The organism is Streptomyces sp. Ag109_O5-1 (assembly GCF_003814875.1).
In the GTDB taxonomy this organism is placed as follows: domain Bacteria; phylum Actinomycetota; class Actinomycetes; order Streptomycetales; family Streptomycetaceae; genus Streptomyces; species Streptomyces sasae.
In genome coordinates this window covers 1,826,472-1,852,479 of sequence record NZ_RKQF01000001.1, presented here as the reverse complement: position 1 = coordinate 1,852,479, position 26,008 = coordinate 1,826,472, and the positions used below count along the sequence as shown (strand labels likewise).

At 70.2% G+C, this 26,008-nt stretch carries 18 protein-coding genes; 8 read left to right on the top strand and 10 right to left on the bottom strand.

Going from position 1 to position 26,008, the window contains the following annotated elements:
• Positions 1-90: 90 nt before the first annotated feature.
• Complete coding sequence (gene dnaK / locus EDD90_RS08380; protein ID WP_123972476.1) at positions 91-1,944, top strand: molecular chaperone DnaK; 1,854 nt, start codon at positions 91-93, stop codon at positions 1,942-1,944.
• 21 nt (positions 1,945-1,965) lie between these two features.
• Here dnaK and narI read toward each other — a convergent pair whose 3' ends face one another.
• The 7 genes from narI to EDD90_RS08345 form a co-directional block, all read right to left on the bottom strand.
• On the bottom strand, positions 1,966-2,688 hold the full coding sequence (gene narI, locus EDD90_RS08375; protein ID WP_123972475.1) for a respiratory nitrate reductase subunit gamma: 723 nt from the start codon (positions 2,686-2,688) through the stop codon (positions 1,966-1,968).
• Positions 2,685-3,179 carry a nitrate reductase molybdenum cofactor assembly chaperone gene (narJ, locus tag EDD90_RS08370; RefSeq protein WP_123972474.1) on the bottom strand — a complete coding sequence of 165 codons (495 nt, stop codon included), beginning with the start codon at positions 3,177-3,179 and terminating at the stop codon, positions 2,685-2,687. Before narJ ends, narI begins: the two co-directional genes overlap by 4 nt.
• Positions 3,179-4,783, bottom strand: a complete 1,605-nt coding sequence (gene narH, locus EDD90_RS08365) for a nitrate reductase subunit beta (RefSeq protein WP_123972473.1) — start codon at positions 4,781-4,783, stop codon at positions 3,179-3,181. Before narH ends, narJ begins: the two co-directional genes overlap by 1 nt.
• The gene (locus EDD90_RS08360) at positions 4,783-8,466 is read right to left on the bottom strand and encodes a nitrate reductase subunit alpha (protein ID WP_123972472.1); all 3,684 of its coding nucleotides are present in this window, start codon (positions 8,464-8,466) and stop codon (positions 4,783-4,785) included. Before EDD90_RS08360 ends, narH begins: the two co-directional genes overlap by 1 nt.
• A 78-nt stretch (positions 8,467-8,544) precedes the next feature.
• A complete protein-coding gene (locus EDD90_RS08355; protein WP_123972471.1) occupies positions 8,545-9,360 on the bottom strand; it encodes an SAM-dependent methyltransferase in 816 nt (271 codons plus the stop codon).
• Positions 9,361-9,389: 29 nt separating this feature from the next.
• On the bottom strand, positions 9,390-10,253 hold the full coding sequence (locus EDD90_RS08350) for a helix-turn-helix transcriptional regulator (RefSeq protein WP_123972470.1): 864 nt from the start codon (positions 10,251-10,253) through the stop codon (positions 9,390-9,392).
• A 110-nt stretch (positions 10,254-10,363) separates the two neighbouring features.
• The gene (locus EDD90_RS08345) at positions 10,364-11,206 is read right to left on the bottom strand and encodes a helix-turn-helix domain-containing protein (protein ID WP_123972469.1); all 843 of its coding nucleotides are present in this window, start codon (positions 11,204-11,206) and stop codon (positions 10,364-10,366) included.
• 99 nt (positions 11,207-11,305) lie between these two features.
• Here EDD90_RS08345 and EDD90_RS08340 point away from each other — a divergent pair, with 99 nt between their 5' ends.
• The 4 genes from EDD90_RS08340 to EDD90_RS08325 all read left to right on the top strand — a co-directional run bounded on the left by EDD90_RS08340 (position 11,306) and on the right by EDD90_RS08325 (position 15,494).
• Entirely contained in the window at positions 11,306-11,611 is a 306-nt protein-coding gene (locus tag EDD90_RS08340; protein ID WP_123972468.1) for a 4a-hydroxytetrahydrobiopterin dehydratase, read from the top strand.
• 5 nt (positions 11,612-11,616) lie between these two features.
• Entirely contained in the window at positions 11,617-12,366 is a 750-nt protein-coding gene (locus EDD90_RS08335; protein WP_123972467.1) for a class I SAM-dependent methyltransferase, read from the top strand.
• A 342-nt stretch (positions 12,367-12,708) separates the two neighbouring features.
• The gene (locus tag EDD90_RS58910) at positions 12,709-13,089 is read left to right on the top strand and encodes a universal stress protein (protein ID WP_398928471.1); all 381 of its coding nucleotides are present in this window, start codon (positions 12,709-12,711) and stop codon (positions 13,087-13,089) included.
• Positions 13,090-13,109: 20 nt separating this feature from the next.
• Positions 13,110-15,494 (top strand): phosphoketolase, encoded by a 2,385-nt coding sequence (locus EDD90_RS08325; RefSeq protein WP_123972465.1) that lies wholly within the window; start codon positions 13,110-13,112, stop codon positions 15,492-15,494.
• 22 nt (positions 15,495-15,516) lie between these two features.
• On the opposite strand, the gene EDD90_RS08320 is transcribed toward EDD90_RS08325, so the two are convergent.
• A complete protein-coding gene (locus EDD90_RS08320) occupies positions 15,517-15,885 on the bottom strand; it encodes an STAS domain-containing protein (protein WP_123972464.1) in 369 nt (122 codons plus the stop codon).
• 312 nt (positions 15,886-16,197) lie between these two features.
• Between EDD90_RS08320 and EDD90_RS08315 the strand changes: the two genes are divergently transcribed.
• Together EDD90_RS08315 and EDD90_RS08310 are read left to right on the top strand one after the other, a co-directional pair.
• On the top strand, positions 16,198-16,611 hold the full coding sequence (locus EDD90_RS08315; RefSeq protein WP_123972463.1) for a pyridoxamine 5'-phosphate oxidase family protein: 414 nt from the start codon (positions 16,198-16,200) through the stop codon (positions 16,609-16,611).
• Between the two features lie 49 nt (positions 16,612-16,660).
• A complete protein-coding gene (locus EDD90_RS08310) occupies positions 16,661-18,427 on the top strand; it encodes a GAF domain-containing sensor histidine kinase (protein ID WP_185148986.1) in 1,767 nt (588 codons plus the stop codon).
• Between the two features lie 48 nt (positions 18,428-18,475).
• Here the strand turns inward: EDD90_RS08310 and EDD90_RS08305 are convergent, their stop codons facing one another.
• Complete coding sequence (locus EDD90_RS08305) at positions 18,476-21,139, bottom strand: cellulose binding domain-containing protein (RefSeq protein ID WP_123972461.1); 2,664 nt, start codon at positions 21,137-21,139, stop codon at positions 18,476-18,478.
• Positions 21,140-21,321: 182 nt separating this feature from the next.
• Complete coding sequence (locus EDD90_RS08300; RefSeq protein WP_123972460.1) at positions 21,322-24,258, bottom strand: glycoside hydrolase family 48 protein; 2,937 nt, start codon at positions 24,256-24,258, stop codon at positions 21,322-21,324.
• A 262-nt stretch (positions 24,259-24,520) separates the two neighbouring features.
• Between EDD90_RS08300 and EDD90_RS08295 the strand changes: the two genes are divergently transcribed.
• Positions 24,521-25,996, top strand: a complete 1,476-nt coding sequence (locus EDD90_RS08295; RefSeq protein ID WP_123972459.1) for a cellulase family glycosylhydrolase — start codon at positions 24,521-24,523, stop codon at positions 25,994-25,996.
• The last annotated feature ends 12 nt before the right edge of the window (positions 25,997-26,008 follow it).

Genomic DNA, 26,008 nt, shown 5'->3' with positions numbered 1-26,008 from the left:
CGTCGTTTTACGGGGTACCCGGCATTGACAACGGCCCGCTCAAGTTTTGTGCTGGAGTCGGGGAAGTGCCCTGGGCGGAAGGGGACGGACATGGCACGTGCGGTCGGAATCGATCTCGGTACGACGAACTCGGTGGTGGCCGTCCTGGAGGGCGGTGAGCCCACCGTCGTCGCCAACGCCGAGGGGGCGCGCACCACCCCGTCGGTGGTGGCCTTCGCCAAGAACGGAGATGTGCTGGTCGGCGAGGTCGCCAAGCGGCAGGCGGTGACCAACGTGGACCGCACCGCGCGCTCGGTGAAGCGGCACATGGGCGACGCGGCCTGGCGGTTCCCGGACAGCGGGAGCGTCGACGGCACGCGGTACCGGGCCCAGGAGCTGTCGGCGCGGGTGCTGCAGAAGCTGAAGCGGGACACCGAGGCCTACCTCGGCGAGGACGTCACCGACGCGGTGATCACCGTGCCCGCGTACTTCGACGACTCCCAGCGGCAGGCCACCAAGGAGGCCGGGGAGATCGCCGGCCTGAAAGTGCTGCGGATCATCAACGAGCCGACGGCCGCCGCCCTCGCCTACGGCCTCGACCGGGGCGAGGAGCAGACCGTCCTCGTCTTCGACCTCGGCGGCGGCACCTTCGACGTCTCCCTCCTGGAGATCGGCGACGGTGTGATCGAGGTCAAGGCCACCAACGGCGACACCCACCTGGGCGGCGACGACTGGGACCAGCGGGTCGTCGAACACCTCGTGAAGCGGTTCAAGGGGCAGTACGGCATCGATCTCGGCAACGACAGGATGGCGCTGCAGCGGCTGCGCGAGGGCGCGGAGAAGGCGAAGATCGAGCTGTCGTCGTCGACGGAGACCTCGGTCAACCTGCCCTACATCACCGCCTCCGCCGAAGGCCCCCTCCACCTGGAGGAGAAACTGACGCGCGCTCAGTTCCAGGAGCTGACCACGGACTTGCTGGACCGCTGCAAGAAACCTTTCCACCAGGCCGTCAAGGACGCGGGCGTGCAGCTGTCCGCGATCGATCACGTCATCCTGGTCGGCGGCTCGACGCGGATGCCCGCCGTCACCGACCTGGTCAAGGAACTCACCGGCAAGGACCCGCACAAGGGCGTCAACCCGGACGAGGTGGTCGCGGTCGGGGCGGCGCTGCAGGCGGGCGTGATACGCGGTGACGTCAAGGACGTGCTGCTGCTGGACGTCACGCCGCTGTCCCTGGGCATCGAGACCAAGGGCGGCATCATGACCAGGCTCATCGAGCGCAACACCACGATCCCGACCCGGCGTGCGGAGATCTTCACCACCGCGACCGACAATCAGCCCTCGGTCGGCATCCAGGTCTACCAGGGCGAACGCGAGATCGCCGCCTACAACAAGAAGCTCGGCGTCTTCGACCTCACCGGCCTGCCGCCCGCGCCGCGCGGCGTCCCGCAGATCGAGGTGGCCTTCGACATCGACGCGAACGGGATCATGCACGTCTCGGCGAAGGACCTCGCCACCGGCCGCGAGCAGAAGATGACCGTGACCGGCGGCTCCGCCCTCCCCAAGGACGACATCGACCGCATGATGCGGGAGGCCGAGCAGTACGCCGAGGAGGACCGCAACCGCCGGGAGGCCGCCGAGACCCGCAACCAGGCCGAGCAACTCGTCTACCAGACCGAGAAGTTCATCCGCGACAACGAGGACAAGGTCCCGGCGGCCACGAAGGCCGAGGTGGAGGGCGCGGTGGGCGAGCTGAAGGCGCTGCTGGAACGGAACGCCGACACCGCCGAGCTCCGGACCGGCGTGGAGAAGCTGGCCACGGTGAGCCAGAAGATGGGGCAGGCCATGTACGCGAACGCCGGCGCAGCCGGCGGCTCGGCCGAGGAACAGCGGGCACCCGAGGCCGAGGAGGAGAGTGTGGTGGACGCGGAGATCGTGGACGACGAGCGGGGTGCGGCCGGGTGAGGCATTGCTCCTTCCGACGGGTCAGCGGCGGGTCGTCTCCCAGCCCCGCCGTTCCGGACGGGGGCCCAGCTGCCGTGGGTCCCTGGTCCGGTACACCACGTACGGGCGGAACAGGTACTGCACCGGTGCGCTGAACATGTGGACCAGGCGGGTGTACGGGACCATGGCGATCAGGATCATGCCGATGACCGCGTGCACCTGGTAGAGGACCGGGACGTCCGCCATCAGGGCCGTCCTCGGCTGGAGGGTGAACAGGCTGCGGGCCCAAGGGGCGATCGTCTCGCGGTAGTTGTAGCCGTCCCCGCCGGCGTGGGTCAGTTTCGCGGTCATGCCCGGCACGATCGCCGCCACCAGGAACAGGTACATCGCCTTGTCGTTCGCCGTCGTGGCGCGGAAGACCGGGGCGCGGGTGCGGCGGCGGAAGAGGAGCAGGGCGAGGCCGGCCACCGTCAGAGCGCCCGCGAAGGTGCCGCCGTAGAGGGAGAACAGGTGGTAGGTGTGTTCGCTCACGCCGAGGGCGTTCGTCCAGGACGACGGGATGAACAGGCCGACGACATGGCCTGCCAGGACGAACAGGATGCCGTAGTGGAAGGCGGGGGAGGCGATGTCGAGCAGTTTCGACTCGTAGACCTGGGAGGAGCGGGTGGTCCAGCCGTACTTGTCGTAGCGGTAGCGCCAGACCAGTCCGGCCACGAGAAGGGCGAAGGCGATGTAGGGCAGGGCGCCCCAGAGGAGGGTGCTCACCAGCGCGGCCCTTGGCATACGGTCGGCAACGTGTCACACACCACCCGTAGCACGCTGGCGTACGGTGTGCCGAAGTCGGTCAGCCGGCACCGCAGTTGTTCCAGGCAGTCACGGTGCTCGGTGAGCAGGTCGGTGTTGCCGGTCCGGGCCGTGAACTCCAGGACGGCCGGCAGGAAGTCCGGCAGTTCCTCGCCGGTGAACTCCATGCCGTACGCCTGGTAGATCTCCTTGAACCGGACCAGGGACATGCCCCGGCGACGGGTGTCGCCGTCCTGCCACCAGCTGAGGTAGAGACTGTGCCGGTTCTTGAAGTCGAAGACCTGCACATAGTGCGCGGCCAGCTCCTGCGGTGGGGTCACCGTCGCATGGTCGGTGAACTCCCGCAGTTGCGGTGCGGCTTCGCGCAGCAGCGGCAGCCGGGCGACGAAGTCGTCGTCCGGGTAGGTGAGACAGAGCGCCGCCGCCTGGTAGAACACCGCGTCCGAGGGCATCAGTCCTCCTTCGCCTCGTCGGGAGTGTCGGCGGTCTGCCGTCTGCGCAGGATGTGGAAGTTCTCCACCGACACCAGAGGGAGCAGTTTGCGTCCCGAGTTCTGGCCGAACGGGCCGTTGCCGCCCATACCGGGTCCGCCGGCGTGGTCGAGGCTGCACGCGTCCGGCACCGCGGACTCCTCCAGACGGCGTGCGTCACCGACCGCCGCCGTCGGAATCACGTACCGGTCCTCGTACTTGGCGATCGCCAGCAGCCGGTACATCGCCTCGATCTCCTCCGGCCGCATCCCGACGGCCCTGGCGGTCGCCGGGTCCGGCTCCTCGCCGAGGTTGAGCGCCCGCATGTGGGAGCGCATCGCCGCGAGTTTCTCCAGCGCCGACCGCACCGGTGCGGTGTCGCCCGCGGTGAAGAGTTCGGCCAGGTATTCGAGGGGGATGCGCAGGGTGTCGATCGCGGCGAAGAGATTCCGGGCGTCCTCACCGTCGTGGCCCGTCTCGGACAGGGCCTCGACGACGGGGGACAGGGGCGGGATGTACCAGACCATCGGCATCGTGCGGTACTCCGGGTGCAGGGGCAGCGCCACCCGGTACTCGCTGATCAGCGCGCGGACCGGGGAGCGGCGGGCCGCCTCCATCCAGTCGTACGGGATGCCCGCCTCGTCGCAGGCGACCTGCACGCTCGGATCGTGCGGATCGAGGAATACACCCAACTGGGCCTCGTACAACGCCTTCTCGTCCTCGGTCTCGGCCGCCGCCGTCACCTTGTCGGCGTCGTAGAGGACCACCCCGAGATAGCGCAGCCGGCCCACGCAGGTCTCCGAGCAGACCGTGGGCAGCCCGACCTCGATACGCGGGTAGCACAGGGTGCACTTCTCGGCCTTGCCGGTGGCGTGGTTGAAGTAGACCTTCTTGTACGGGCATCCCGTCACGCACATCCGCCAGCCCCGGCAGCGGTCCTGGTCGACCAGGACGATGCCGTCCTCGGCCCGCTTGTACATCGCCCCGGACGGACAGGACGCCACGCACGACGGGTTGAGGCAGTGTTCGCAGATCCGCGGCAGATAGAACATGAAGGTCTGCTCGAACTCGAACTTCACCTTGTCCGCCGCCTGTCGGCGGAGGCGCTCGACCATCGGGTCCAGGCCGCCGTGGGCGGGCGCGCCGGCCAGGTTGTCGTCCCAGTTCGACGACCACTCGATCTTCATCGGCTTGCCGTCGAGCTGCGAGACCGGACGGGCCACCGGGTAGTCGTCACCGAGCGGGGCGTCGGTGAGGTTCTTGTAGTCGTAGGTCCAGGGCTCGTAGTAGTCCTTGATCTCCGGCAGCCTGGGGTTGGAGAAGATCCCGGCGAGCTTGTGGAGCCGCCCGCCCGCCTTGAGCCGCAGCGCGCCCCGCCGGTTCAGCTCCCAGCCGCCGCGCCAGGTCTCCTGGTCCTCGTAGCGGCGCGGATAACCCTGGCCGGGCCGCGTCTCGACGTTGTTGAACCAGACGTACTCCATGCCCCGCCGGTTGGTCCACGCCTGCTTGCAGGTGACCGAACAGGTATGGCAGCCGATGCACTTGTCGAGGTTCATGACCATCGCGATCTGGGCCATCGGGCGCATCAGTACTCGACCTCCTGGCTGCGGCGCCGGATCACCGTCACCTCGTCGCGCTGGTTGCCCGTCGGGCCCAGGTAGTTGAAGGCCCAGGACAGCTGGGCGTAACCGCCGATCAGGTGCGAGGGCTTGAGGATGAGGCGGGTCAGCGTGTTGTGGACACCGCCGCGCATACCGGTGGTCTCCGTCTTGGGGACGGCCACCGTGCGTTCCTGCGCATGGTGCAGGTACACCGTGCCGGCCGGCATCCGGTGCGAGACGACCGCCCGGGCCGTCACCACGCCGTTGCGGTTGACCGCCTCGACCCAGTCGTTGTCCTTCACCCCGATGGTGTCCGCGTCCCGCGGGGACATCCAGATGTTCTGGCCGCCCCGGGAGAGGGCCAGCATGAACAGGTTGTCCTGGTACTCGGAGTGGATGGACCACTTGTTGTGCGGAGTGAGGTAACGGACCGTCACCTCACGTTGTCCGTCCGGGCCCAGATACGGTTCGCCGAACAGCTTGTTCATGTCCAGCGGCGGCCGGTAGACGGGAAGCGCCTCGCCCAGTTCGTGGATCCAGTCGTGGTCGAGGAAGAAGTGCTGGCGTCCGGTGAGCGTGTGCCAGGGTTTGAGATGCTCGGTGTTGAGGACGAACGCCGTGTAGCGGCGGCCGCCCGCCTCGCTGCCCGACCACTCCGGAGAGGTGATCACCGGCACCGGCGCCGCCTGGGTGTCGGCGTACGTGATCCGCTTGCCCTCGTGCTCGGCGGCCAGATGGGCCATCTCCTGCCCGGTGCGCTCCTCCAGGGAGCGGAAACCCTGGGTGGCGAGACGGCCGTTGGTGGTGCCGGACAGCGCCAGGATGGTGTCGGCCGCCTTCACCGCCGTGTCGAGGGACGGGCGGCCCTGGTATCCGGTGCCGTTCAGATCCCGTAGATATGCCACCTCTTGGTCGGGCCTCAGGGTGATTCCCTTGGCAGGCAGGCCGAGTTGCTCCACCAGCGGGCCGAGCGCCGTGAACTTGGCGCCGATCGCCGTGTAGTCCCGCTCGACCACGGTCAGATTCGGCATGGTCTCCCCGGGCACCGGCTCGCACTCCCCGCGCCGCCAGTCCCGCACCACCCCGCCCGGCTGGGCGACCTCGCCCGGGGTGTCGTGCTGGAGCGGCACCGCCACCAGGTCCTTGCGCACCCCGAGATGTTTGACGGCCAGTTCGCTCAGCCGCTCCGCGAGCGCCTTGAAGGCGTCGAAGTCGGTGCGCGCCTGCCAGGGCGGGTCCACGGCCGGGGTGAAGGAGTGCACGTACGGATGCATGTCCGTCGACGACAGGTCGTGCTTCTCGTACCAGGTGGCGGCGGGCAGCACGACGTCCGACAGCAGGGTCGAGGAGGTCTGCCGGAAGTCGAGCGAGAGCAGGAGGTCGAGCTTGCCCTCGGGCGCCTCGTTCCGCCAGACCACGTCCCGTGGCCGCTCCTCGAGGGTCGCCTCCTCGGCACGCAGGGAGGAGTGCGTGCCGAGGAGGTGCTTGGTGAAGTACTCCGCGCCCTTCGCCGGCGAGCCCAGCAGATTCGCCCGCCACAGGGTCAGGACCCGCGGCCAGTTCTCCGGTGCGTCCGGGTCCTCGCACGCGAACTTCAGGGTTCCCGCGCGGAGTTCGGCGACCGCCTTGGCCACCGGGTCGCCGAAGGCGTCGCCGAGTTCGAGGGGGTTGCGGTCGAAGGTCGGGTACGACGGCATCCAGCCCGAACGGGCCGACAGCGCGAGACAGTCCGCCCCGGTCATCCCGGCGAGCCTGCCCTCGCCCAGCGGCGAGGCCAGGACGTCGGCGGCGAACCGGTCGTAGCGCCACTGGTCGGTGTTGAGGAACCAGTACGCGGTGCCGATCATCTGGCGCGGCGGCCGGGACCAGTCGTTGGCCGAGGCCAGCGTGGCCCAGCCGGTCACCGGGCGGCACTTCTCCTGGCCGACGTAGTGCGCCCAGCCGCCGCCGTTGCGGCCCTGGCAGCCGGTGAGCTGGAGCAGGGCGAGGAAGGCGCGGTAGATGGTCTCGGAGTGGAACCAGTGGTTGGTGCCGGCGCCCATCAGGATCATGCAGCGGCCCTTGGAGCGCTCGGCGGTCCGCGCGAACTCCCTTGCGATCCTGATGCACTTGGCGGCCGGGACCGAGGTGTGCCGCTCCTGCCAGGCGGGGGTGCCGGGGGCGCCCGCGTCCTCGTAGTGGGTGGGCCAGCTGCCCGGCAACCCGTGGCGCCACACGCCGTACTGGGCGAGCAGGAGGTCGTAGACGGTGGTCACCAGGGGGCCGTCCGCTCCGCCCAGGCGGGTCGCCGGTACGGCCCTTCGCAGTACGTCCCCCCATCCCTGGCCGTGCTCGCCGCCGTCCGTGGCGAAGTGCGGGAGCAGCACCTCCACCCCGGCCGCGACCTCACTGCCGTACAGGCTCAACTGCGGTTCGATGTCGCCCAGTTCGAGGTTCCATCGGCCCTTGCCGGAGTCGGTCCAGCGGAAGCCGAGGGAGCCGTTCGGGACGACCGCGCGGCCGGAGACCGAGTCCAGGACGACCGTCTGCCACTCGGCGCCCTCGCCCTCCTGCCCCAGATCGGTGGCGCGCAGGAACTTGCCCGGCACATACGCGCCGTCCCGTTCGGTGAGCGTCACCAGGAACGGCAGGTCGGTGAACTTCCGCACGTAGTCCGCGAAGAACGGCGTCTCGCGGTCGACGAAGAACTCCTTCAGGATGACATGGCCCATCGCCAGGGCCAGCGCGCCGTCGGTGCCCGGGTGCGGGTGCAGCCACTCGTCGGCGAACTTGGCGTTGTCCGCGTAGTCGGGGGAGACGACCACCACCTTCTGGCCGCGGTAGCGGGCCTCCGCCATCCAGTGGGCGTCGGGGGTGCGGGTCACCGGGACGTTCGAGCCCCACATCATCAGATAGGCGGCGTCCCACCAGTCGCCCGACTCCGGTACGTCCGTCTGGTCGCCGAACACCTGCGGGGAGGCCACCGGAAGTTCGGCGTACCAGTCGTAGAAGGAGAGCATCGGGGCGCCGATGAGGGAGTGGTAGCGGGCGCCGGCCGCATGGGACACCATCGACATCGCGGGGATGGGGGAGAAGCCGGCGATGCGGTCGGGGCCGTAGGTCCTGATGGTGTGCACCTGCGCGGCGGCGACGATCTCCACCGCCTCTTCCCAACTCGCCCGCACCAGGCCGCCCTTGCCGCGCGCCTGCTGGTAGCGGCGGCGGCGCTCGGGGTCGCTCTGGAGGTCCGCCCAGGCGTCCACCGGGTCCCCCAGCCGCTTCTTCGCCTCCCGGTACAGCTCCAGGAGCACGCCCCGGACGTACGGATACCGCACCCGCGTCGGCGAGTACGTGTACCAGGAGAACGCGGCACCGCGCGGGCAGCCGCGGGGCTCGTACTCGGGGCGGTCGGGGCCGACCGAGGGATAGTCCGTCTCCTGGGTCTCCCAGGTGATGATCCCGTCCTTGACGTACACCTTCCAGCGACAGGAGCCGGTGCAGTTCACCCCGTGCGTGGAGTTCACGACCTTGTCGTGGCTCCAGCGGTCCCGGTAGAAGGCGTCCGCCTCCCGGCCGCCGGTGAACGAGACGCTGTGCAGATCGGGTGCGGGCGTGCCCGGCCGGAAGAACCGGGCGGCGCCCAGCAGCGCCGCACCCGGCTCCTTGGGGGGTCTCTCCGTGTCCGTCACCTGTGCTCCCTTGCTCACCCTTCGCTTCGACGCTAGGGGCGGGCGCGGGAACGCACCTGTTCAGGGCGCCCGGACGGGTCAGACCTTGCGGGCGACACCGCCGTACACCGGCACGATGCCCTCCTGCTGCAGCGCCACGTCCTCCGGGTCGGGGCGCCAGCCGGAGACCGGGATCACCCCGGGGCCGAGCAGCTCCAGGCCGTCGAAGAAGCGCGAGAACCCGGGCAGCGAGCGTGGGTGGAAGGGGGTCCCGCTGCGCCGGAAGTTCGCGGCCGCCTGCTCGATCGCCGCCGGGCTGAGGTCAGGGGTGACCTGGGACAGGATCAGATGGCTGCCCGGGGCGAGCGCGTCCACGTACCGCTTCAGCAGGCCGTACACATCGTCGCCGTCCGGCTCGTCGTCGAGATAGTGGGTCAGCGCCACCAGGGACAGCGCGATCGGCTGCTCGAAGTCCAGGGTCTCGGCGGCCCGGCCCAGCAGGGTGTCGACATCGCGGACGTCGGCGTGCACATACGCGGTGCTGCCCTCGGGCGTGCCGTGCAGAAGGGCCTCGGCGTGGCGCAGCACGATCGGGTCGTTGTCCGCGTACACCACCTTCGACTCCGGTGCCACGCCCTGCGCCACCTGGTGCAGGTTGGGCTCGGTCGGGATGCCCGTGCCGATGTCCAGGAACTGGCGGGTGCCGGACTCGGCGGCCGTGCGCACGGCCCGCTGCATGAACCGGCGGTTGGCGCGCGCCCCGCGCAGCACCGTGCCGTCCACGGCGAGGATCTTCCGGGCGAGCTCCTCGTCCACCGGGTAGTTGTCCTTGCCGCCCAGCCACCAGTCGTACACCCGCGCCGGATGCGGCCGACTGGTGTCGACGGCGAGGGACGCGGGCTCGGATGCGGTCACGCTGTGTGCTCCTTCGGGTCCTCAGGTCCTCAGATTTTGTCGCGGTACTCGCGCAGCAGGTCCTCGGTCCGCTGGGCCGAGGCGGCCCGGGCCGTCATATGGTCCAGGACCTCCAGATGGGCCCCGACCTCGTCGCGCGAGTCCAGGTACAGGGCGCCGGTCAGATACTCGGTGAAGACCATGTCCGGCAGCTCCGGCTCGGCGAACCGGAACAGCGTGAACGGCGCGTACGTCCCCGGATGCGGGCCGCTCGCGAACTCGGCGAGCTGCAGGGTTATCCGGTCCCGCTCGATATAGGCGAGCAGCTTGTCGACCTGGTCGCGCATCACCCCGCAGTCGATGCTGACCGGGCGCCGCAGCACCGTCTCGTCCATGATCACCCATAGATGGGGCGGATCGTCCTGCTCCAGCAGCCCCTGCCGGGTCATACGCAGCGACACATGCCGTTCGACGGCCGTGGGATCGGTATGGCCTATCGTCCCGGCCTCCAGCACGGCCCGCGCATACGCCTCGGTCTGCAACAGGCCGGGGATGAAGTGCGGTTCGTAGGAGCGGACGACCCGGGCGGCGCCCTCCAGACTCACGTACAGGCTGAACCAGTCCGGCAGGACGTCATGGAACCGCTGCCACCAGCCCGGCTGGTTGGCCTCCTCGGCCAGCCGCACGAACGCGCCCTGCTCCTCCTCGGGCACCCCGTACGTCTCCAGCAGCACCTGGACGTACGGGATCTTCAGCGCGACCTCGGCCATCTCCATCCGCCGTACGGTCGCCTGCGCCACCCGCAGCACCTGGGCCGCCTCGTCGCGGGCCAGGCCCGCCGCCTCCCGCAGCTCCTGCAGCCTTTTGCCCAGCACGACCTGGCCCACGGTGGGCGCAGCACGCCGCTCACTCACGCCACGCCTCCCCTACGTGCACAAGTACGCGTGCAGTCTGACACGCGATGCCGCCGTCGCACACGTTGTCGAGGCAGACTCCTGTGTCTACGCGCGGAGCAGCCTTTGCGTCAACCCACCAGCGACTGCAGGTACTTGGCGGTCGCCGGGTCGGCCGGCAGGAACGTCTCGATGGCCAGCTCGGCGACCGTCACGTCCATCGGGGTGTTGAACGTCGAGATCGACGACACGAACGACAGCACCCGCCCCTCGTGCTCGATCCGCAGCGGCAGCGCGAAGTACGCGACGGGCTCGACCGGCCGGCCCTCGTCGACACCGGCCGGGACCGGATAGGCGGCGACCTCCTCGTACAACTCCCGCAGCGCGGCCGACCGGTGGAGCGCGATCTGCCGCTCCATCTGCTCCAGCAGATGCCCACGCCACTCGCACAGATTACGGATGCGCGGCGCCAGGCCCTCCGGGTGCAGGGTCAGCCGCATCGCGTTCGGCGCGGGCGCGAGCAGCGACTCCGGCACCCCCTCCAGGAGCATGGCGATGCCCCGGTTGGCAGCGACCACGGTGTACGTGGCGTCCACGACCAGCGCCGGATACGGCTCATAGCCCCCGATCAGCCGCTCCATGCCGTCCCGCAGCGCGTCCAGCGCCGGGTCGTCCAGCGGGGTCTCCGGGTAGTGCGGGGCGTAACCGGCGGCCAGCAGCAGCGCGTTGCGCTCCCGCACCGGTACGTCCAGGTGCTCGGCCAGGCGCAGCACCATCTCCTCGCTCGGACGCGCGCGGCCCGTCTCGATGAAGCTGATGTGCCGGGCCGAGGAGTCGGCACGCAGTGCCAGCTCCAGCTGGCTGACCCGCCGCCGCTCCCGCCACGCCCGCAACAGCGGACCCGCTCCCTTGCCGTCGGGGGCGGTCGGGGAGGCGGCGGGGGAGTCGGCGGGACCGGACGCGACAAGGGTCATACGGACGACCGTAGTCGAGGAGCGCGCGTGTGACCGGCCCGGCAATCCCACTTCATGGCAGGCTGATCCCACGTACGCCTCCGGGAAGGAAACCGCACCATGGCCGTCGAACCGCTGTCGCAGAAGGAGATCGAGGACCGGCTGGCCGAGCTGCCGGGCTGGTCGCTGGACGGCGACCGGCTCGCCCGCGCCTACCGCCTCGACTCGCACTTCGCCGCCACCGCACTCGTCGTGCACATCGCCCGCATCCAGGACGAACTCGACCACCACTCCGACCTCACCCTCGGCTACCACACCGTCACCCTCACCGTGAACACCCACAGTGTCGGCGGCGCCGTCACCCGGCTGGACTTCGAACTCGCCCGCAGGGTGGAGGACATTGCCCCAGGTCACGGAGCACACTGAGCCGTGTGCTCGACTACGACGAAGAAGCCGAGGCCTACGACGCGTCCCGCGGCGGCGAGGCCCGTGCCGAGGCGGCCGCCGACGCCGTCCTCGGCCTGATCCCGGACCGCCCCGGCCGCCTCCTCGACCTCGCCTGCGGCACCGGCATCGTCACCCGCCGCCTCGCCGCGGCCCGCCCCGCACTCCAGGTCACCGGGGCGGACCGGGCGCCCGGCATGGCAAGGCGGGCGGCGGCCCGGCTGCCGGGAGCGATCACGCTGGCCGACAGCCGCCGGCTCCCCTTCCCGGACGCCACCTTCGACGCCGTGACCACCGTCTGGCTGCTCCACCTCATAGCGGACACCGCCGAGGTCCGTGCGACCGTCGCCGAGTGCGCCCGTGTGCTGCGGCCCGGCGGGGTCTACGTCACGACCGTCGACAAGGCCGCCGCGCACGACGTCGGCAGCGACATCGACGCCGTCCTCGCGCCGCGCCCGCGCCGCCCGGCCCCGGACGCCTGCGAGCACGTGACCGCGCACGCCGCGGTGAACGGCCTGCTGCCCGCCGGACAGTCGGTCTTCGCCGGCCTCGGCCAGGGCCGCAGCCCCCGCTCCACCATCGCCGACCTGCGACGTGGCTGGTTCACGGCGCTACGGCCCGGCGACCCCCGGGCCGAGGAGTTCGCCGAGCGCCTGGCAACCCTGCCCGACCAGGACCGCCGCCGCCCCGACCCCCACTTCGCCCTACGGGCGTTCAGGAAACCTACGGCCGGCTGAAGGACGTCTTCCGTCCCCGAACTCCACCGCCACGGAAGCCGAACTGGCCGAAAGTCACGGCAACTCCCGGGCGAGCGGCTGCGACTGACAGCAGACCCAGTCCGTCTCCCGGGAGGTACCCCACGTGCAGCACCCGCATCGCAGACGACGCTCCGCCGTCCTGGCGGCACTCACCACCGCGGCCGCCCTGGTCGGCGTCGGTCTGACCGCCCTCTCCGCCGGCCCCGCCGCGGCGGCCATCGCCCCGTCACGGCGGGTGCCGACGGCGCGCCCGAGAGCCGGGCCGCCCGTGCAGGTCCTGGAACCGGTTCCGGAGCCGTTGGCCGCCCCAGGCCCTAGGACCTGGGCCGCCGACCCGTCCGGAGACCGGCCCGGACCGCCGCGGGGGCACCGCCGCAGCCGCACCAGGAGGCCGCCCGGCTGCACGAGCGGCGGGCCCTGGCTACGCTGGACGAGGCGTCGAGCGAACCGCCACCGGACCTGCCCGCGCGCCGGCGGACCACGGCGGGCCACGCCCGACGGGTGCTCGTGACGGCCTCCCACGACGCCGGCCCTCCGGCCATGGCCGCCCCGCGCAGGCCCCGCAGCGCGACCCTCCCCCTCGGCCGTGTCGCCCACGCGGTCCCGCACCACCCCACCTGCCCGGTCACCGTCGTCCCCGAGCGGACATGGCCCACGGTGACCCACCGGCTGCCCCGCAGCCCGACCACCGGCCCGCACTGACGACTTCGGGAGTCCCGCCCATGTCCCAGCTCGAACAGCAGGACACCGCCGTACTGTCCGAAGAGGAGTTGCGCACCCTGGACGCGCACTGGCGCGCTGCGAACTACCTGGCCGCGGGCCAGATCTACCTGCTGTCGAACCCGCTGCTCACCGAGCCGCTGCGGCCGGAGCACATCAAGCCCCGGCTGCTCGGTCACTGGGGCACCTCGCCCGGTCTGAACCTCGTGTACACGCACCTGAACCGGGTCATCAGGGCACGTGGGCTGGACGCCCTGTGCGTATGGGGGCCGGGGCACGGCGGTCCGTCCGTGCTGGCCAACTCCTGGCTGGAGGGCAGTTACGGCGAGACCTACCCCGACGTGTCGCGGGACGCGGAGGGGATGGCACGGCTGTTCCGGCAGTTCTCCTTCCCCGGCGGTGTGCCCAGCCATGTGGCCCCGGAGACGCCGGGTTCGATCCATGAGGGCGGTGAGCTGGGCTACTCGCTCTCCCACGCCTACGGTGCCGCCCTGGACAACCCGGACCTGCTGGTGGCCTGTGTGATCGGCGACGGTGAGGCGGAGACCGGGCCGCTGGCCGCGTCCTGGCACTCGAACAAGTTCCTCGACCCGGCGCACGACGGCGCGGTGCTGCCGATCCTGCACCTCAACGGCTACAAGATCGCCAACCCGACCGTCCTGGCCCGTCTGCCCGAGGCCGAACTCGACTCCCTGCTGCGCGGATACGGCCACGACCCGATCCACGTGACCGGCGACGATCCGGCACGGGTGCACCGTGCCATGGCCGCGGCGATGGACGACGCACTGGACCGCATCGCCGTCATGCAGCGCTCAGCCCGCGAGGACGGTGTCACCGAGCGGGTGCACTGGCCGATGATCGTGCTGCGCACGCCCAAGGGCTGGACCGGCCCCGTGGAGGTGGACGGTGTGCCCGTGGAGGGCACTTGGCGGGCCCATCAGGTCCCGCTCGCCGGGGTCCGTGAAAACCCGGAGCATCTGCGGCAGTTGGAGGCGTGGCTGCGGTCGTACCGGCCGGAGGAGCTGTTCGGGTCCGACGGCCGGCCGGTCGCCGACGTGCTCGCCTGCGTCCCCGACGGTGCGAAGCGGCTGGGCGCCTCGTCGTACGCCAACGGCGGTCTCCTCGTCCGGGACCTGCCCATCGCTGACCTCAACGACTTCGCGGTGCCCGTCGACAAGCCGGGCAGCACCCTGCACGAGCCCACCCGCGTCCTCGGAGACCTACTTGCCCAGGTGATGAAGGACACCGGGGCGCGCCGGGACTTTCGTCTGGTCGGTCCCGACGAGACCGCCTCCAACCGGCTCCAGGCCGTCTACGACGCCACCGGCAAGGCCTGGCAGGCCGAGGTGCTCCCGGTGGACGAACACCTGGACCGGCACGGCCGGGTGATGGAGATCCTCTCCGAACACACCTGCCAGGGGTGGCTGGAGGGGTATCTCCTCACCGGCCGGCACGGGCTGTTCTCCTGCTACGAGGCGTTCGTGCACATCGTCGACTCGATGGTCAACCAGCACATCAAGTGGTTGAAGACTTCGCGGGAGTTGCCCTGGCGGGCGCCCATCGCCTCCCTCAACTACCTGCTGACCTCGCATGTATGGCGTCAGGACCACAACGGCTTCTCGCACCAGGACCCCGGCTTCGTCGACCACGTCCTCAACAAGAGCCCCGAGGTCGTCCGCGTCTACCTCCCGCCGGACGCCAACACCCTGCTCTCCGTCGCCGACCACGTGCTGCGCAGCCGGGACTACGTCAACGTGGTCGTGGCCGGCAAGCAGCCCTGCTTCGACTGGCTCTCCATGGACCAGGCCCGTGTCCACTGCGCCCGCGGCGCGGGGATCTGGGAGTGGGCCGGCACCGAGAACGGCACCCGCGAACCCGACGTCGTCCTCGCCTGCGCCGGCGACGTCCCCACCCAGGAGATCCTCGCCGCCGCCCAGCTGCTGCGCGGCCATCTCCCCGAGCTGGCCGTGCGCGTGGTCAACGTCATCGACATGACCAGCCTCATGCCCAAGGACGAACACCCGCACGGGATGAGCGACTTCGAGTACGACGGCCTGTTCACCACCGACAAGCCGGTGATCTTCGCCTACCACGGCTACCCCTGGCTGATCCACCGCCTCGCCTACCGCCGCACCGGCCACCAGAACCTGCATGTGCGCGGCTACAAGGAGTCCGGGACCACCACCACACCCTTCGACATGGTCGTCCGCAACGACCTCGACCGCTACCGCCTGGTCATGGACGTCATCGACCGTGTCCCCGGTCTCGCCGTGCGCGCCGCCGCCGTACGCCAGCAGATGGCCGACGTCCGCACCCGCCACCAGGCCTGGATCCGCGAGCACGGCACCGACCTGCCCGAGGTCGCCGACTGGACCTGGAACCCCTGACCCGGAACGGCGGCGGGGTGGGTCACCGCAGGGAGACCGCCGCGGAGTCCGCGGGGAGCGGTCCGCAGAACTCGAAGGCAGCGGCCAGCCCCGTCTGCCGGAACAACCGCAGGACGGCCCCGCCGGGCACGACCAGTCGCAGCCGGCCGTGCCGTGCCCGGACCCGGTTGCGCGCCCGGCACAGGATGCCGAGCCCGGTGCAGTCGACGAAGGACACGTGACGCAGGTCGAATATAAGATCGGGCTCGGCACCGGCCGTCAGCGCGTCCAGGGCCGCGGAGAGGGCCGGAACCGCCAGCAGGTCGAGTTCTCCGCGCAGCGTCACGACGGTGGTCCCGTCGGCTGTCCGTGCCGTGCGGTACGTCACCGACCTCGTGTGGTTGTCGCCCATGACAGCAGACAAGCCCAGCCGGTGCCCCGCGCGGAAGGGCCGTTCGGCCCACCCGTCCGCGACCCGAACGGCCCGGGCGCACAGCCGCCGCCCGCGCGCCCATCCCGGTACCGCGCGCCCGTCCTGATGCCGCGCGCCGGTCCCGACCTCATGCGCCGGTCGCGACACCGTGGCCGGCCGCCGCAGGTCCGGCCCGCCGGGCCGGGTCCTTCGTCGCATCGGTCGGGACCCTTGGCCCCTGGTTGTGGCCCCGGCACGCATCGGAGGATGAAACGCACGTAGTACGCGACCCGAAAGGCGAGGCGGCGGCCCATGTACGCCAACGACGGATTCCGTGAGCTCGACCGGCGCGAGTGCCTGACCCGGCTCGGCACGGTGCCCGTCGGCCGTATCGTCCACACCCGGCACGCGCTGCCCGCCGTGCTGCCGGTCAACTTCGGACTGGACGGCGACGGCGCGGTCCTCCTGCGGACGTCCGCGGCCTCGGAGCTGGTCCGCGCCATCGACGGCTCCGTGGTCGCCTTCGAGGCCGACGAGGTCGACGCGGGCAGCCGCTCGGGGTGGAGCGTCGTCGTCACCGGCGCCGCGACCGTGGTGAGCGACCCCGCCGAACATCGACGGCTCGTCCAGGACGGCCCCCGCTCCTGGGTGCCCGTCCCGCACGAGGTCTTCGTGCGCATCGAGCCCGAACTCGTCACCGGACGCGAACTGAGCGGACCTCGGTGACCTGGCCGAACCGGATGCCCCGGCCCCCTGTCGCGCACTACGGTGGCCTATGACCGGACCTGCCGGTGCCACCAGTCGACAGGGTCGGGAGGACGCAGTGGAAGGCCCCGAAGAGGCCCGCCTACGGCTGCCGCAGCTGAGGCTCGACGAGCTGCTGGACGAGCTGCAGGCCCGCCTGGACGCCGCCCGTGGCACCCGCGACCGGGTGCACAGCCTGCTGGAGGCGGTCCTCTCGGTCGGCCGGGAACTCGATCTGGAGCAGGCCCTGCGCAGCATCGTGGAGGCGGCGGCCGTGCTGGTCGACGCCGAGTACGGGGCGCTCGGTGTGATCGGGCCCGACGGGAAGCGGCTGTCGGCCTTCCACACGGTGGGGGTCACCGAGGAGGAGATCGCCCGGATCGGCCCCTATCCGGAGGGGCACGGCATCCTGGGCGAGCTGATCCGCCACCCCGAGCCGCTGCGGATCGCGAAGCTCTCCGAGCACTCCGCGTCCTACGGTTTCCCGGCGAACCACCCGCCCATGAACACCTTCCTCGGCGTTCCGATCCGGGTCCGCGACCAGGTGTTCGGCAACCTGTACCTCACCGAGAAACGCGGCGGCCTCGAGTTCGACGAGGAGGACGTGTCGGTGACGTCGACGCTCGCCGTCGCGGCCGGCGTGGCGATCGACAACGCCCGCCTGTACGAGGAGTCCCGGCTGCGCGAGCGCTGGCTGCGGGCCAACGCGGAGATCACCCACACCCTGATGTCCGGCGGTGACCCCGCCGACGCCCTGGCCCTGATCGCCGAGCGGGCCAGGGGCATCACGGGCTCGGACCTGGCCGCCGTCGCGATCCCGATGGAGGAGACCGGTTCGCTGGGCGTGGAGATCGCCGTCGGCACGGGCGCGGACGCCCACCGGGGCCTGGTGCTCTCCCTGGACAACACCCTGATGGGCCTTGCCTTCTCGGCCGGGGCCCCCGTCGCCAGCCAGGACGTCGCCCACGACCCGAAGATCTGCCCGGAACCGCCTCGCTTCGAGGGGCTCGGCCCCGCCGTGGCCATCCCCATCGGCACCGGGGACAGCGGGGTGCGGGGTGTGCTGCTGCTGGCGCGCGAGAGCGGCGGCACGGTCTTCTCCGAGCGGGAGACGGAGACGCTGCAGAGTTTCGCGGCGCAGGCGGCGATCGCCCTGGAGCTGGCCCAGCGCCGCCGGGACGCCCAGGAGATCGCGGTCCTCCAGGACCGTGACCGGATCGCCCGGGACCTGCACGACCTGGCCATCCAGCGGCTCTTCGCCACCGGCATGACCCTGCAGAGCGCCGGCCGTTTCATCGAGCACACCGAGGCGTCCGAGCGGGTGCTGCGAGCCGTGGAAGACCTGGACGAGACCATCAAGATCATCAGGTCGACGATCTTCGGGCTGCGTGCCCGCGAGGGCGGGGCCGGCACCGGGCTGCGCGCCCGCGCCGTACGCGCCGCCGGGGAGGCGGCACCGGTCCTGGGCTTCGCGCCGAGCCTGCGCATGGAAGGCCTCCTCGACACCGACGTGCCCAAGGAGATCGCCGACCACGCCGTCGCCGTTCTCGCCGAGGCCCTCACCAACATCGCCCGGCACGCCCACGCCGACCGCGCCGAGGTGATCCTTGTGACCGACGGGCGCGAACTGGTCCTGACGGTACGGGACAACGGCGTGGGCATCCCGCCCGACGGGCGTCGCAGCGGACTGCGCAACATGGCGGAACGGGCGGCGGAACTGGGCGGCCGCCTGGAGTGGGACTGCCCCGAGGGCGGCGGTACGACGCTGGTGTGGCAGGTGCCGGTGACCCGGCCCTAGACATCCGGGAAGAGGGCGCGTGCCCGGTGCAGCACGCGCCCCCGTCGGTCAGGCGACCGTGCAGGTCTGGTCGCCCAGCTCGAAGGACGAAGGTCTGCCGTTCGCCCCGCTCCAGGTGCCCGTGAAGCCGAAGGACACCGAGGATCCGGCCGCGACCGTCCCGTTCCAGCTGACGTTCCTGGCCGTCACCGCCGCACCGGACTGGGTCCAGTCAGCGTTCCAGAGCTGGCCGACCGTCTGCCCGTTCGGGAAGGACCAGCCCAGCGACCAGCCGCTCCAGGCCGTGGAGCCGGTGTTGGTCAGCTGGACGTCCGCCTGGAAACCGCCCGTCCACTGGTTGCTGATCCGGTAGGTGACCGTGCAGGCGCCGGAGGGCGTGGGATCGGTGCCGCCCCCTCCGTCTCCGCCCCCGCTGCTGTCGGAGGTGTCGCCGTAGATCACACCCCGGCCGTTCGTCGAGACGTACACCCGGCCGTAGACCCGCGGGTCACCCGTGATGGCCGCCCCGGTCCAACCCCACTGGTGGGCGTCGTCGTTGATACGTGTCCAGCTCGCACCCTCGTCCGTGGAACGGAAGATGCCCCGCACCCCGCCGATCTTCGCGTTGGTGTACAGGGTCTGGTACGAGGCACCGGTCGCCGCCTTGCCGAAACCGACGGTGTCGGCCTGGTCGACGTCGGAGAGCTTGGCGAAGGTCGCGCCGCCGTCGGTCGAGTGCCACAGCCCGTACGCACCGTCCGTCGAACCGCCCGCCAGCCACACATCGCCCTTCGTCCCGGGCAGCGCCTTGAACCGAACGCTGTCTCCGCTCGGCAGTCCGGTCGCCGCGGACGCCGTGAAGGTCGCGCCACCGTCCGTACTCACGTAGAACTTCCCCGACTTGAAGCCGTAGAAGGTCTTCGGATCCACCCGGTCCGACTCGACGGCCGCCCCGGACGGGATGCCGCTCGACGCGGACCAGGACGACCCGAAGCCGGTCGTGTGCTGCACACCGGTGCCCGCCGGACTCCACACGAACCGGCTTCCGTCGGCCGCGGCCGCGACGGTACCGCCGCCGCTCACCCCCGAAGGATCCGTTCCGCCGAACCAGTCGGCCCCGTTGTCCGTCGAGAACGCGATGTGCGGCCCGGAGTCCAGATTGCCCACCCGCACGACGATGTCGGGGTTCGACTCCGCGAAGTCCAGGCTCGTGGTCGTCGAGAAGGTCGGGGACGTGTACATCATCGACGGGACCTTGGTGAGGTCCGTGTGCCGGAAGCCGCCGATGTCACCCAGCGCGCTGAAGAGCTGGGCACCGCCGGACGGGGGAGCGGCCAGATCGTTGACCGAGGTCTCCTCCAGGCCCTGCACCATGGGCTTGACGGTGAACTGGCCGCCGCTGTCCCACTTGGTCAGATCCTCGGTGCCGTAGAGCGTCGCCCCCGTCCCGTACATCATCCGGTCGGAGTTGAACGGGTCGATCTCCAGCGACTCCGTCATCCACCCCAGTTTCGGGCTCTGTTCGGGCGGGGACGGGTTCGCGCCGAACGTCAGCCACGGCGACGACGACACGTCGATCGTGTAGCGGTTCGAGCGGTTGGGGTACGACGTGTAGTCCCACGCCTTCGTCCAGGTCGCCCCGCTGTCCGTGGAGCGGAAGATCTGGGTGTCCGGCCACCAGGAGCTGCAGGCGGTGGCCATGACGGTGCCGGGGTGCTGCCGGTCGACCGTCAGACCGCTGAACCCGTAGTAGGTGTCGGCCTCAGCCACCGGGCTGATGTTCGTCCAGGTACCGGTCGCGGTCGCGTACCGCCACAGCTGGCCCTTGCCGCCGTCGTACGGACCGCCCTTGTCGCTGTAGGCGAGGTAGAGGTAGCCGTTCTTCGCGTCCAGCACGCCCTTGTGGGCGAGATATCCGGTGGGCTGGCCGGCCAACCGGGTCCAGGTCGCGCCCGCGTCCGTCGAGCGGTACACCGCGTTGTCCTCGTCGGCGACCCCGACGTAGATCGTCTTCGTCGCCGAACCAGCCGTACCGGTCGACTCGTCGAAGGTGACCCACACGATGCCCTGGTTGTCCGAGGCGTAGCCGGTGGTGTCGGTCGCATCCTGCACGTAGTTGCCGACGTTCGGGAAATTGGTCACCTGTGACCAGGTCACCCCTGAGTCCGTCGACCGCCACAGCCCCTTGCCGCTGGGCGCGCCCAGATACAGCACGCTGTCCTTGTCCGGGTCGATCGCCAGCCGCTCGCCCATGCCCCGGCCGGGCATGTTGCCGCCCAGCTTGAACGGCAGATCGGTCTTCTGCCAGCTGGCACCCCGGTCCGAGGACCGCAGCACCGCCCCGTCGGTCGGGTCCCAGCTGTTGGTGTACGTTCCGACGGCCGCGTAGACCTTGTCCGGATCGACCGAGTCGGAGGCCAGGCTGACGACCCCGGTGTGCCCCCACTCGTTCCAGCCGACCGAGTCCAGCAACGGCGTCCAGGTCTTGGTCGACTCCGACCAGCGGTAGGCGCCGCCGATGTCGGTACGGGCGTAGGCGAGGTTCTTCTCGGAACGGTTGAAGACGATCCCGGGGACAAAACCACCGCCGTCGATCCGGGCGTTGCTCCAGGTGTAGGTGTCGGCGGCGAGGGTGACCTGCGCACTGTGGTTCGCGGCGAGTGCGGGCGGGGTGCCGGCGAGCAGCCCGGCCGCGAGGGCGAGAACGGCGGTGAGGATACGGGTTCTTCGCACGGGATGTCCTTTCCGTGAGGGGGACGGTAAGCGCTTTCCGGAAGAGGTGAGAGATGCCGGGCAGTCCTCAGTGCGGGTGAGGACGGCCCGGCTGCAGCGCCCCGTCAGGGGCGCTGGGGGTACCCCCAGCCGAAGGCCGGGGGAGGAACTGCGCGACCAGCTACGACGAACCGGCGGCCGAACTACTCCAGCAGCTCCGCGTACGACCCCATCGCCAGCGCGATATCGGCCTGGGCCCAGAACCGGTGATACGTGAACACGGGCGCGGCCCCGCCCGCCAGATAGCTCTGGATCTTCGACCACGCAGGGTCGTTCTTGTAGAAGCTCCGCAACGAGGCGAACGTCGACGACGAGTTGACCGCGTCCCCGTTCGGCATCGTCCCGCTCCACCCGCTCGGGACGTACACCGCGTCCCCGAACCGGTTGTAGTCGGCCCGCGTCTCCGGCACTGCGATCCCCAGGCTGTCCTGGTAGTGGTCCCACATGCCGTCGAGCAGCGCCTTGGCCGTCGACTTCGCCGTCGCGTCACCGGACTTGGCGGCGTAGTACGTCAACGTCCTGGCATACGCGGCCGCCACGCCCACGTCGTCGGTGTAGTCGGCGACCGTGACGTGAAGTCCGCTGTTGGAGCCGGGACTCGACGCGTTCCAGGTGTCGGGCTGGCCCGACCACTGAAGCGTCGACGGGATCAGATACGTGCCGTCCGGGTTGATCGTGGTCTTGGACAGCGCCCACGCCACCCACTTGTCGAGGATCGCCTTGGCGCTCGCGTTGCCGGTCTGCTGGTAGTACTCGGCGACCCGCTCCATCGACCAGGCCTGGAAGCCGAACCACTGGTTGGACGGCGGGTCGTGGTACACCGGCTCCCAGTCGTAGTACATGCCGTAGAACGTCGACGTCCCCGACGGCGGGCTCGCGTACCGCCCCTGCCAACTGTTCGTCGCGCCACCGGCGATGGCGCCCTCCGACGACTGCAGCCAGCGGTAGAACTCCAGCTGCCGGGTCAGGGACGTGCCCCAATCGGTGGCACCCGTCGCCGACTTGGGCTTCAGATCGGCGTACGAGCTCAGCGCGTACGCGGCGAGCGGGTTCTGGTATCCCCCGTGCACATGGCTCGACCCGATCCGCCACGCCCAGCCCGCGCTGGTGTCGGTCGCCCCGCCCCACGCGTAGTACCAGGAGAGCAGATAGTGCGAGGCGTCCTTGCCGGTGCCGGCCGCACAGGTCGACGGGCCCACACAGTTGCCGATCTTCTTGAAATACTTGTCGTACATGGCGTAGCGCAGGTAGTCGCCCATCTTCGCCGCCTTGCCCACGGTGGCGGAGACGTCGCTGCCCTTGCCCTGCTCCTTCGCCCACACGTCCGCCCAGTACGCGGCCTGCACCGCACGCGCGTCGGCGTCCGGGGCGTCCGTGTACTTCCACTGCTTGGCGTAGGACGAGTCGCCGGTGAACAGGTCCAGGTACCCGTTCTTACCGCCGTACTTGAAGGCGTCGCAGGTCGGCTGCGGAACCGTCTCCCACACCGACTCCTGCGCACCGCGCTGGAAGGTGTTGATGTACGACGGCCCGTCTGCGGTCGGACCCGCCTCGCACCCTCCGCCCGGCGTGTCACCGTAGCCGTAGACGTTGTCGACGTCCTCCAGCCAGTGCATGCCGTACACGTCGTCCGAACCGTACGCGGACTTCAGTTCGGCGGCGATGGGATCCGATCCCACCGACACCGACGTGTCCAGCTTCGCTGGATACTCGTTCGGCGTGTCCAACTCCGGTGCGTACGTGGCCGGTTTGGACGCGTTGTAGAAGGAGCTGGTCGGCTGGTCGGCGTGGGTCGGGATCATGTACTTCTCCATGAGCGCCCACGCACCGTTGAACTTGGACCAGTCACCGGTGACCTTGCCGTACATGGCCTGCAGCCAGAGAAGGTAGCTGTACGCCTCCGACGTGGTCTCGTGGCCCTGGTCCGGGGCCTCGACGATCAGCGTCTCGACCGAGTGGTAGGGGATGCCCTCGGGGGAGAAGTAGCCGTTCGCCGGGTCGGTGATCTTCCCGTAGAGGTCCAGGAAGCGGGCGTCGTACGCCTTCGACGCGGCGAGCTCCGTGACGGTCACCGCCGCGCTGGTGTAACCGGTCGCGGACGCGGTGAAGGTCGCGGTGCCCGTGCCGGAGGAGTCCGCGGCCACGGTCACGTCCTGCGCGGTGCTCCAGTTGGACGGTGTGAACGTCAGCGACGCACCGGCGCTCACCGACAGCCCGGTGTTGCCGTTCGTACGGGCCACGGCCACCGTCACGCTGGCGCTCGGCTGCTTCGACAGGCTCACCCCGAAGCTGCCGGTCGCACCCTGCTCGATGCCCAGCTGCGTGGGCGAGGCGACCACCGCGGGACCCGAGGCGACCGTGATGCCGACCGGTGTCGACGACGCGGACGCGCCCAGGCTGTCGTACGCCTTCGCCACCAGGGAATGACTGCCCACGGTCAAACTTGAGACCGAGAGCGAGTAGGGCGATGAGGTGTCCGTCCCCAGCAGCGTGGTGTCGTCGTAGAACTCCACTTTGCTGATCGTCGCTCCGTCGGCCGCCGCCGCGGTCGCCGCCAGCGGCACCGCATCGCCCTGCGTGTACACCGCGCCGGCCGTCGGGCTGGTCAGCACGGTCACCGGCGGCTGGTGCGCGCCGGCGCAGGTCGTACCGTTGACCGCGAAGCTCGTCGGCGCAGCGTTGCTGCCGGTGTACGAGAACTGGGCGCCCGTCGACACCGCCGCGCCGGCCGCGATCGTGCCGTTGTACGACGCGTTCTGCACGGTGATCGAGGTGCCGGACTGGGACCAGGTGCCGTTCCAGCCGTTGGACAGCTTCTGGTTGCCCGTGTACGCGTACGTCAGCGTCCAGCCGTTGATCGCGTCCGTACCGCGGTTGGTGAGGGTGAGGTCGGCGGTGAAGCCGGTGCCCCAGTCGTTGGTCTTGTAGTCCACGCTGCACTGGACCGTCGCCGCCTGGGCGGGGGTCGTTCCGGTGGCGAGCATCGACAGCGGCAGGGCGAGGGCAGCGACGACGGCGGTCCACAACCGCCGTACGGCTCTGCGCCTCCTTACGGGGCCTCCGGGATGTGCGGGATGCATGTGCTGGTTCCTCCTTGCGCTTGCGGCTCGGGGAAGAAGTCAAGGCTTGAACCAGTGGGAGCGCTCCCATAGTGGAGACGAGGGATGGGACGGTCAAGGTGGTTGAAGAGTCGAAAAGATTCGACGGATCAGCCCGCCGAAAAGTCAAGCAACTCCCCTGTTCTTTGCTGTCACTTGGCGCTACCTTCCTTCGCACCAGTGGGAGCGATTCCGTTCAGTCGACGCGTCCGTCACGACGCGCCCGAGCTGCAAGGAGTCGCTCATGCGACACCCCCCGCGTTCAGTTCTTTTAGCCGTCACCGGTGCGGTCGCCCTCGTCGGGGCCGCGCTGGTGCCGGTGGTATCGGCGTCCGGCGCCACACCCGCGTGCACGGTCGAGTACACGGTCACCAGCCAGTGGGACACCGGCTTCCAGGGCTCCGTGACCATCACCAACAACATGGCTGCCGTGAGCAGTTGGAGCCTCGCCTTCGACTTCGGAGGCGGCCAGAAGGTCACCCAGGGCTGGAACGCCAAGTGGTCCCAGTCCGGTACGGCGGTCACCGCCGTGAACGAGAGCTGGAACGGCTCCCTCGCCACCGGCGCGAGCGTCAGCGCCGGCTTTCTCGGCTCCTGGTCGGGGAGCAACACCGTGCCGACGACCTTCAAGCTCAACGGCACGACCTGCAACGTCGACACGGAGCCCACTCCGACCCCGACGCCGACCGAGCCGCCCGCCACCGGGACGGCACCGGCCCTGCACGTGTCCGGCGCCAAGCTCGTGGACGCCGACGGCACGGCCCACCGCCTGCTCGGCGTGAACCGCTCCGGCGGCGAGTTCATGTGCGTACAGGGCTACGGCATCTGGGACGGCCCGGTCGACGACGCCGCCATCAGGGCGATCGCCGACTGGAAGGCCAACGCCGTCCGCATCCCCCTCAACGAGGAGTGCTGGCTCGGCCTGTCCAACGTCAAGTCCGAGTACGGGGGCGCCAATTACATCAACGCGGTCAAGGAGCTGGTGGCCCGCGTCGAGTCGTTCGGCATGACGCCGATCCTCGACCTGCACTGGACCTACGGCCAGTACACCGGCAACTCGGCGGGCTGCTCCGACGTGCACGCCACCTGCCAGAAGCCGATGCCCGACGCCCAGTACACCCCGTCCTTCTGGTCCTCGGTGGCCGGCACCTTCAAGGACGACCCGGCGGCCGTGTTCGACCTGTTCAACGAGCCGTACGCGGACCGGGCGACCGCCACCACCACCCAGGCCTGGCAGTGCTGGCGCGACGGCGGCACCTGCCCCGGCATCGGCTACCAGGTCGCCGGTATGCAGGACCTGGTGGACAGCATCCGGGGCGCCGGCGCCAAGAACGTCATCATGATCGGCGGGCTCGCGTACTCCAACGACCTCAGCCAGTGGCTGACGTACAGGCCCACCGACCCGGCCGGCAATCTCGTCGCCTCCTACCACGTCTACAACTTCAACACCTGCGCGAGTGAGAGCTGCTGGAACTCCAGCCTCGCCCCGGTCGCTGCCCAGGCGCCGCTGGTCGCCGGGGAGATCGGTGAGAACACCTGCTCGCACGCGTTCGTCGACCAGGTCATGAAGTGGTTCGACGACCGCGGCCTCTCCTACCTGGGCTGGACCTGGAACACCTGGGACTGCTCCTCCGGTCCGTCGCTGATCTCCGACTACAGCGGTACGCCGACGGCGTACGGCGTCGGGCTGCGCGACCACCTCCAGGCGATCAACCCGTAAGCACGCCCACCG

Coding starts and splice junctions, on each gene's coding strand:
- dnaK (WP_123972476.1), top strand. CDS start 91: ATGGCACGTGCGGTCGGAATCGATCTCGGTACGACGAACTCGGTGGTG.
- narJ (WP_123972474.1), bottom strand. CDS start 3,179: ATGCCCTCGGACGCGGTGTTCTACCAGGCGGCGGCGCTCTGTCTCACC.
- narH (WP_123972473.1), bottom strand. CDS start 4,783: ATGCGCCCGATGGCCCAGATCGCGATGGTCATGAACCTCGACAAGTGC.
- EDD90_RS08345 (WP_123972469.1), bottom strand. CDS start 11,206: ATGACCCTTGTCGCGTCCGGTCCCGCCGACTCCCCCGCCGCCTCCCCG.
- EDD90_RS08340 (WP_123972468.1), top strand. CDS start 11,306: ATGGCCGTCGAACCGCTGTCGCAGAAGGAGATCGAGGACCGGCTGGCC.
- EDD90_RS08325 (WP_123972465.1), top strand. CDS start 13,110: ATGTCCCAGCTCGAACAGCAGGACACCGCCGTACTGTCCGAAGAGGAG.
- EDD90_RS08320 (WP_123972464.1), bottom strand. CDS start 15,885: ATGGGCGACAACCACACGAGGTCGGTGACGTACCGCACGGCACGGACA.
- EDD90_RS08315 (WP_123972463.1), top strand. CDS start 16,198: ATGTACGCCAACGACGGATTCCGTGAGCTCGACCGGCGCGAGTGCCTG.
- EDD90_RS08310 (WP_185148986.1), top strand. CDS start 16,661: ATGACCGGACCTGCCGGTGCCACCAGTCGACAGGGTCGGGAGGACGCA.
- EDD90_RS08300 (WP_123972460.1), bottom strand. CDS start 24,258: ATGCATCCCGCACATCCCGGAGGCCCCGTAAGGAGGCGCAGAGCCGTA.
- EDD90_RS08295 (WP_123972459.1), top strand. CDS start 24,521: ATGCGACACCCCCCGCGTTCAGTTCTTTTAGCCGTCACCGGTGCGGTC.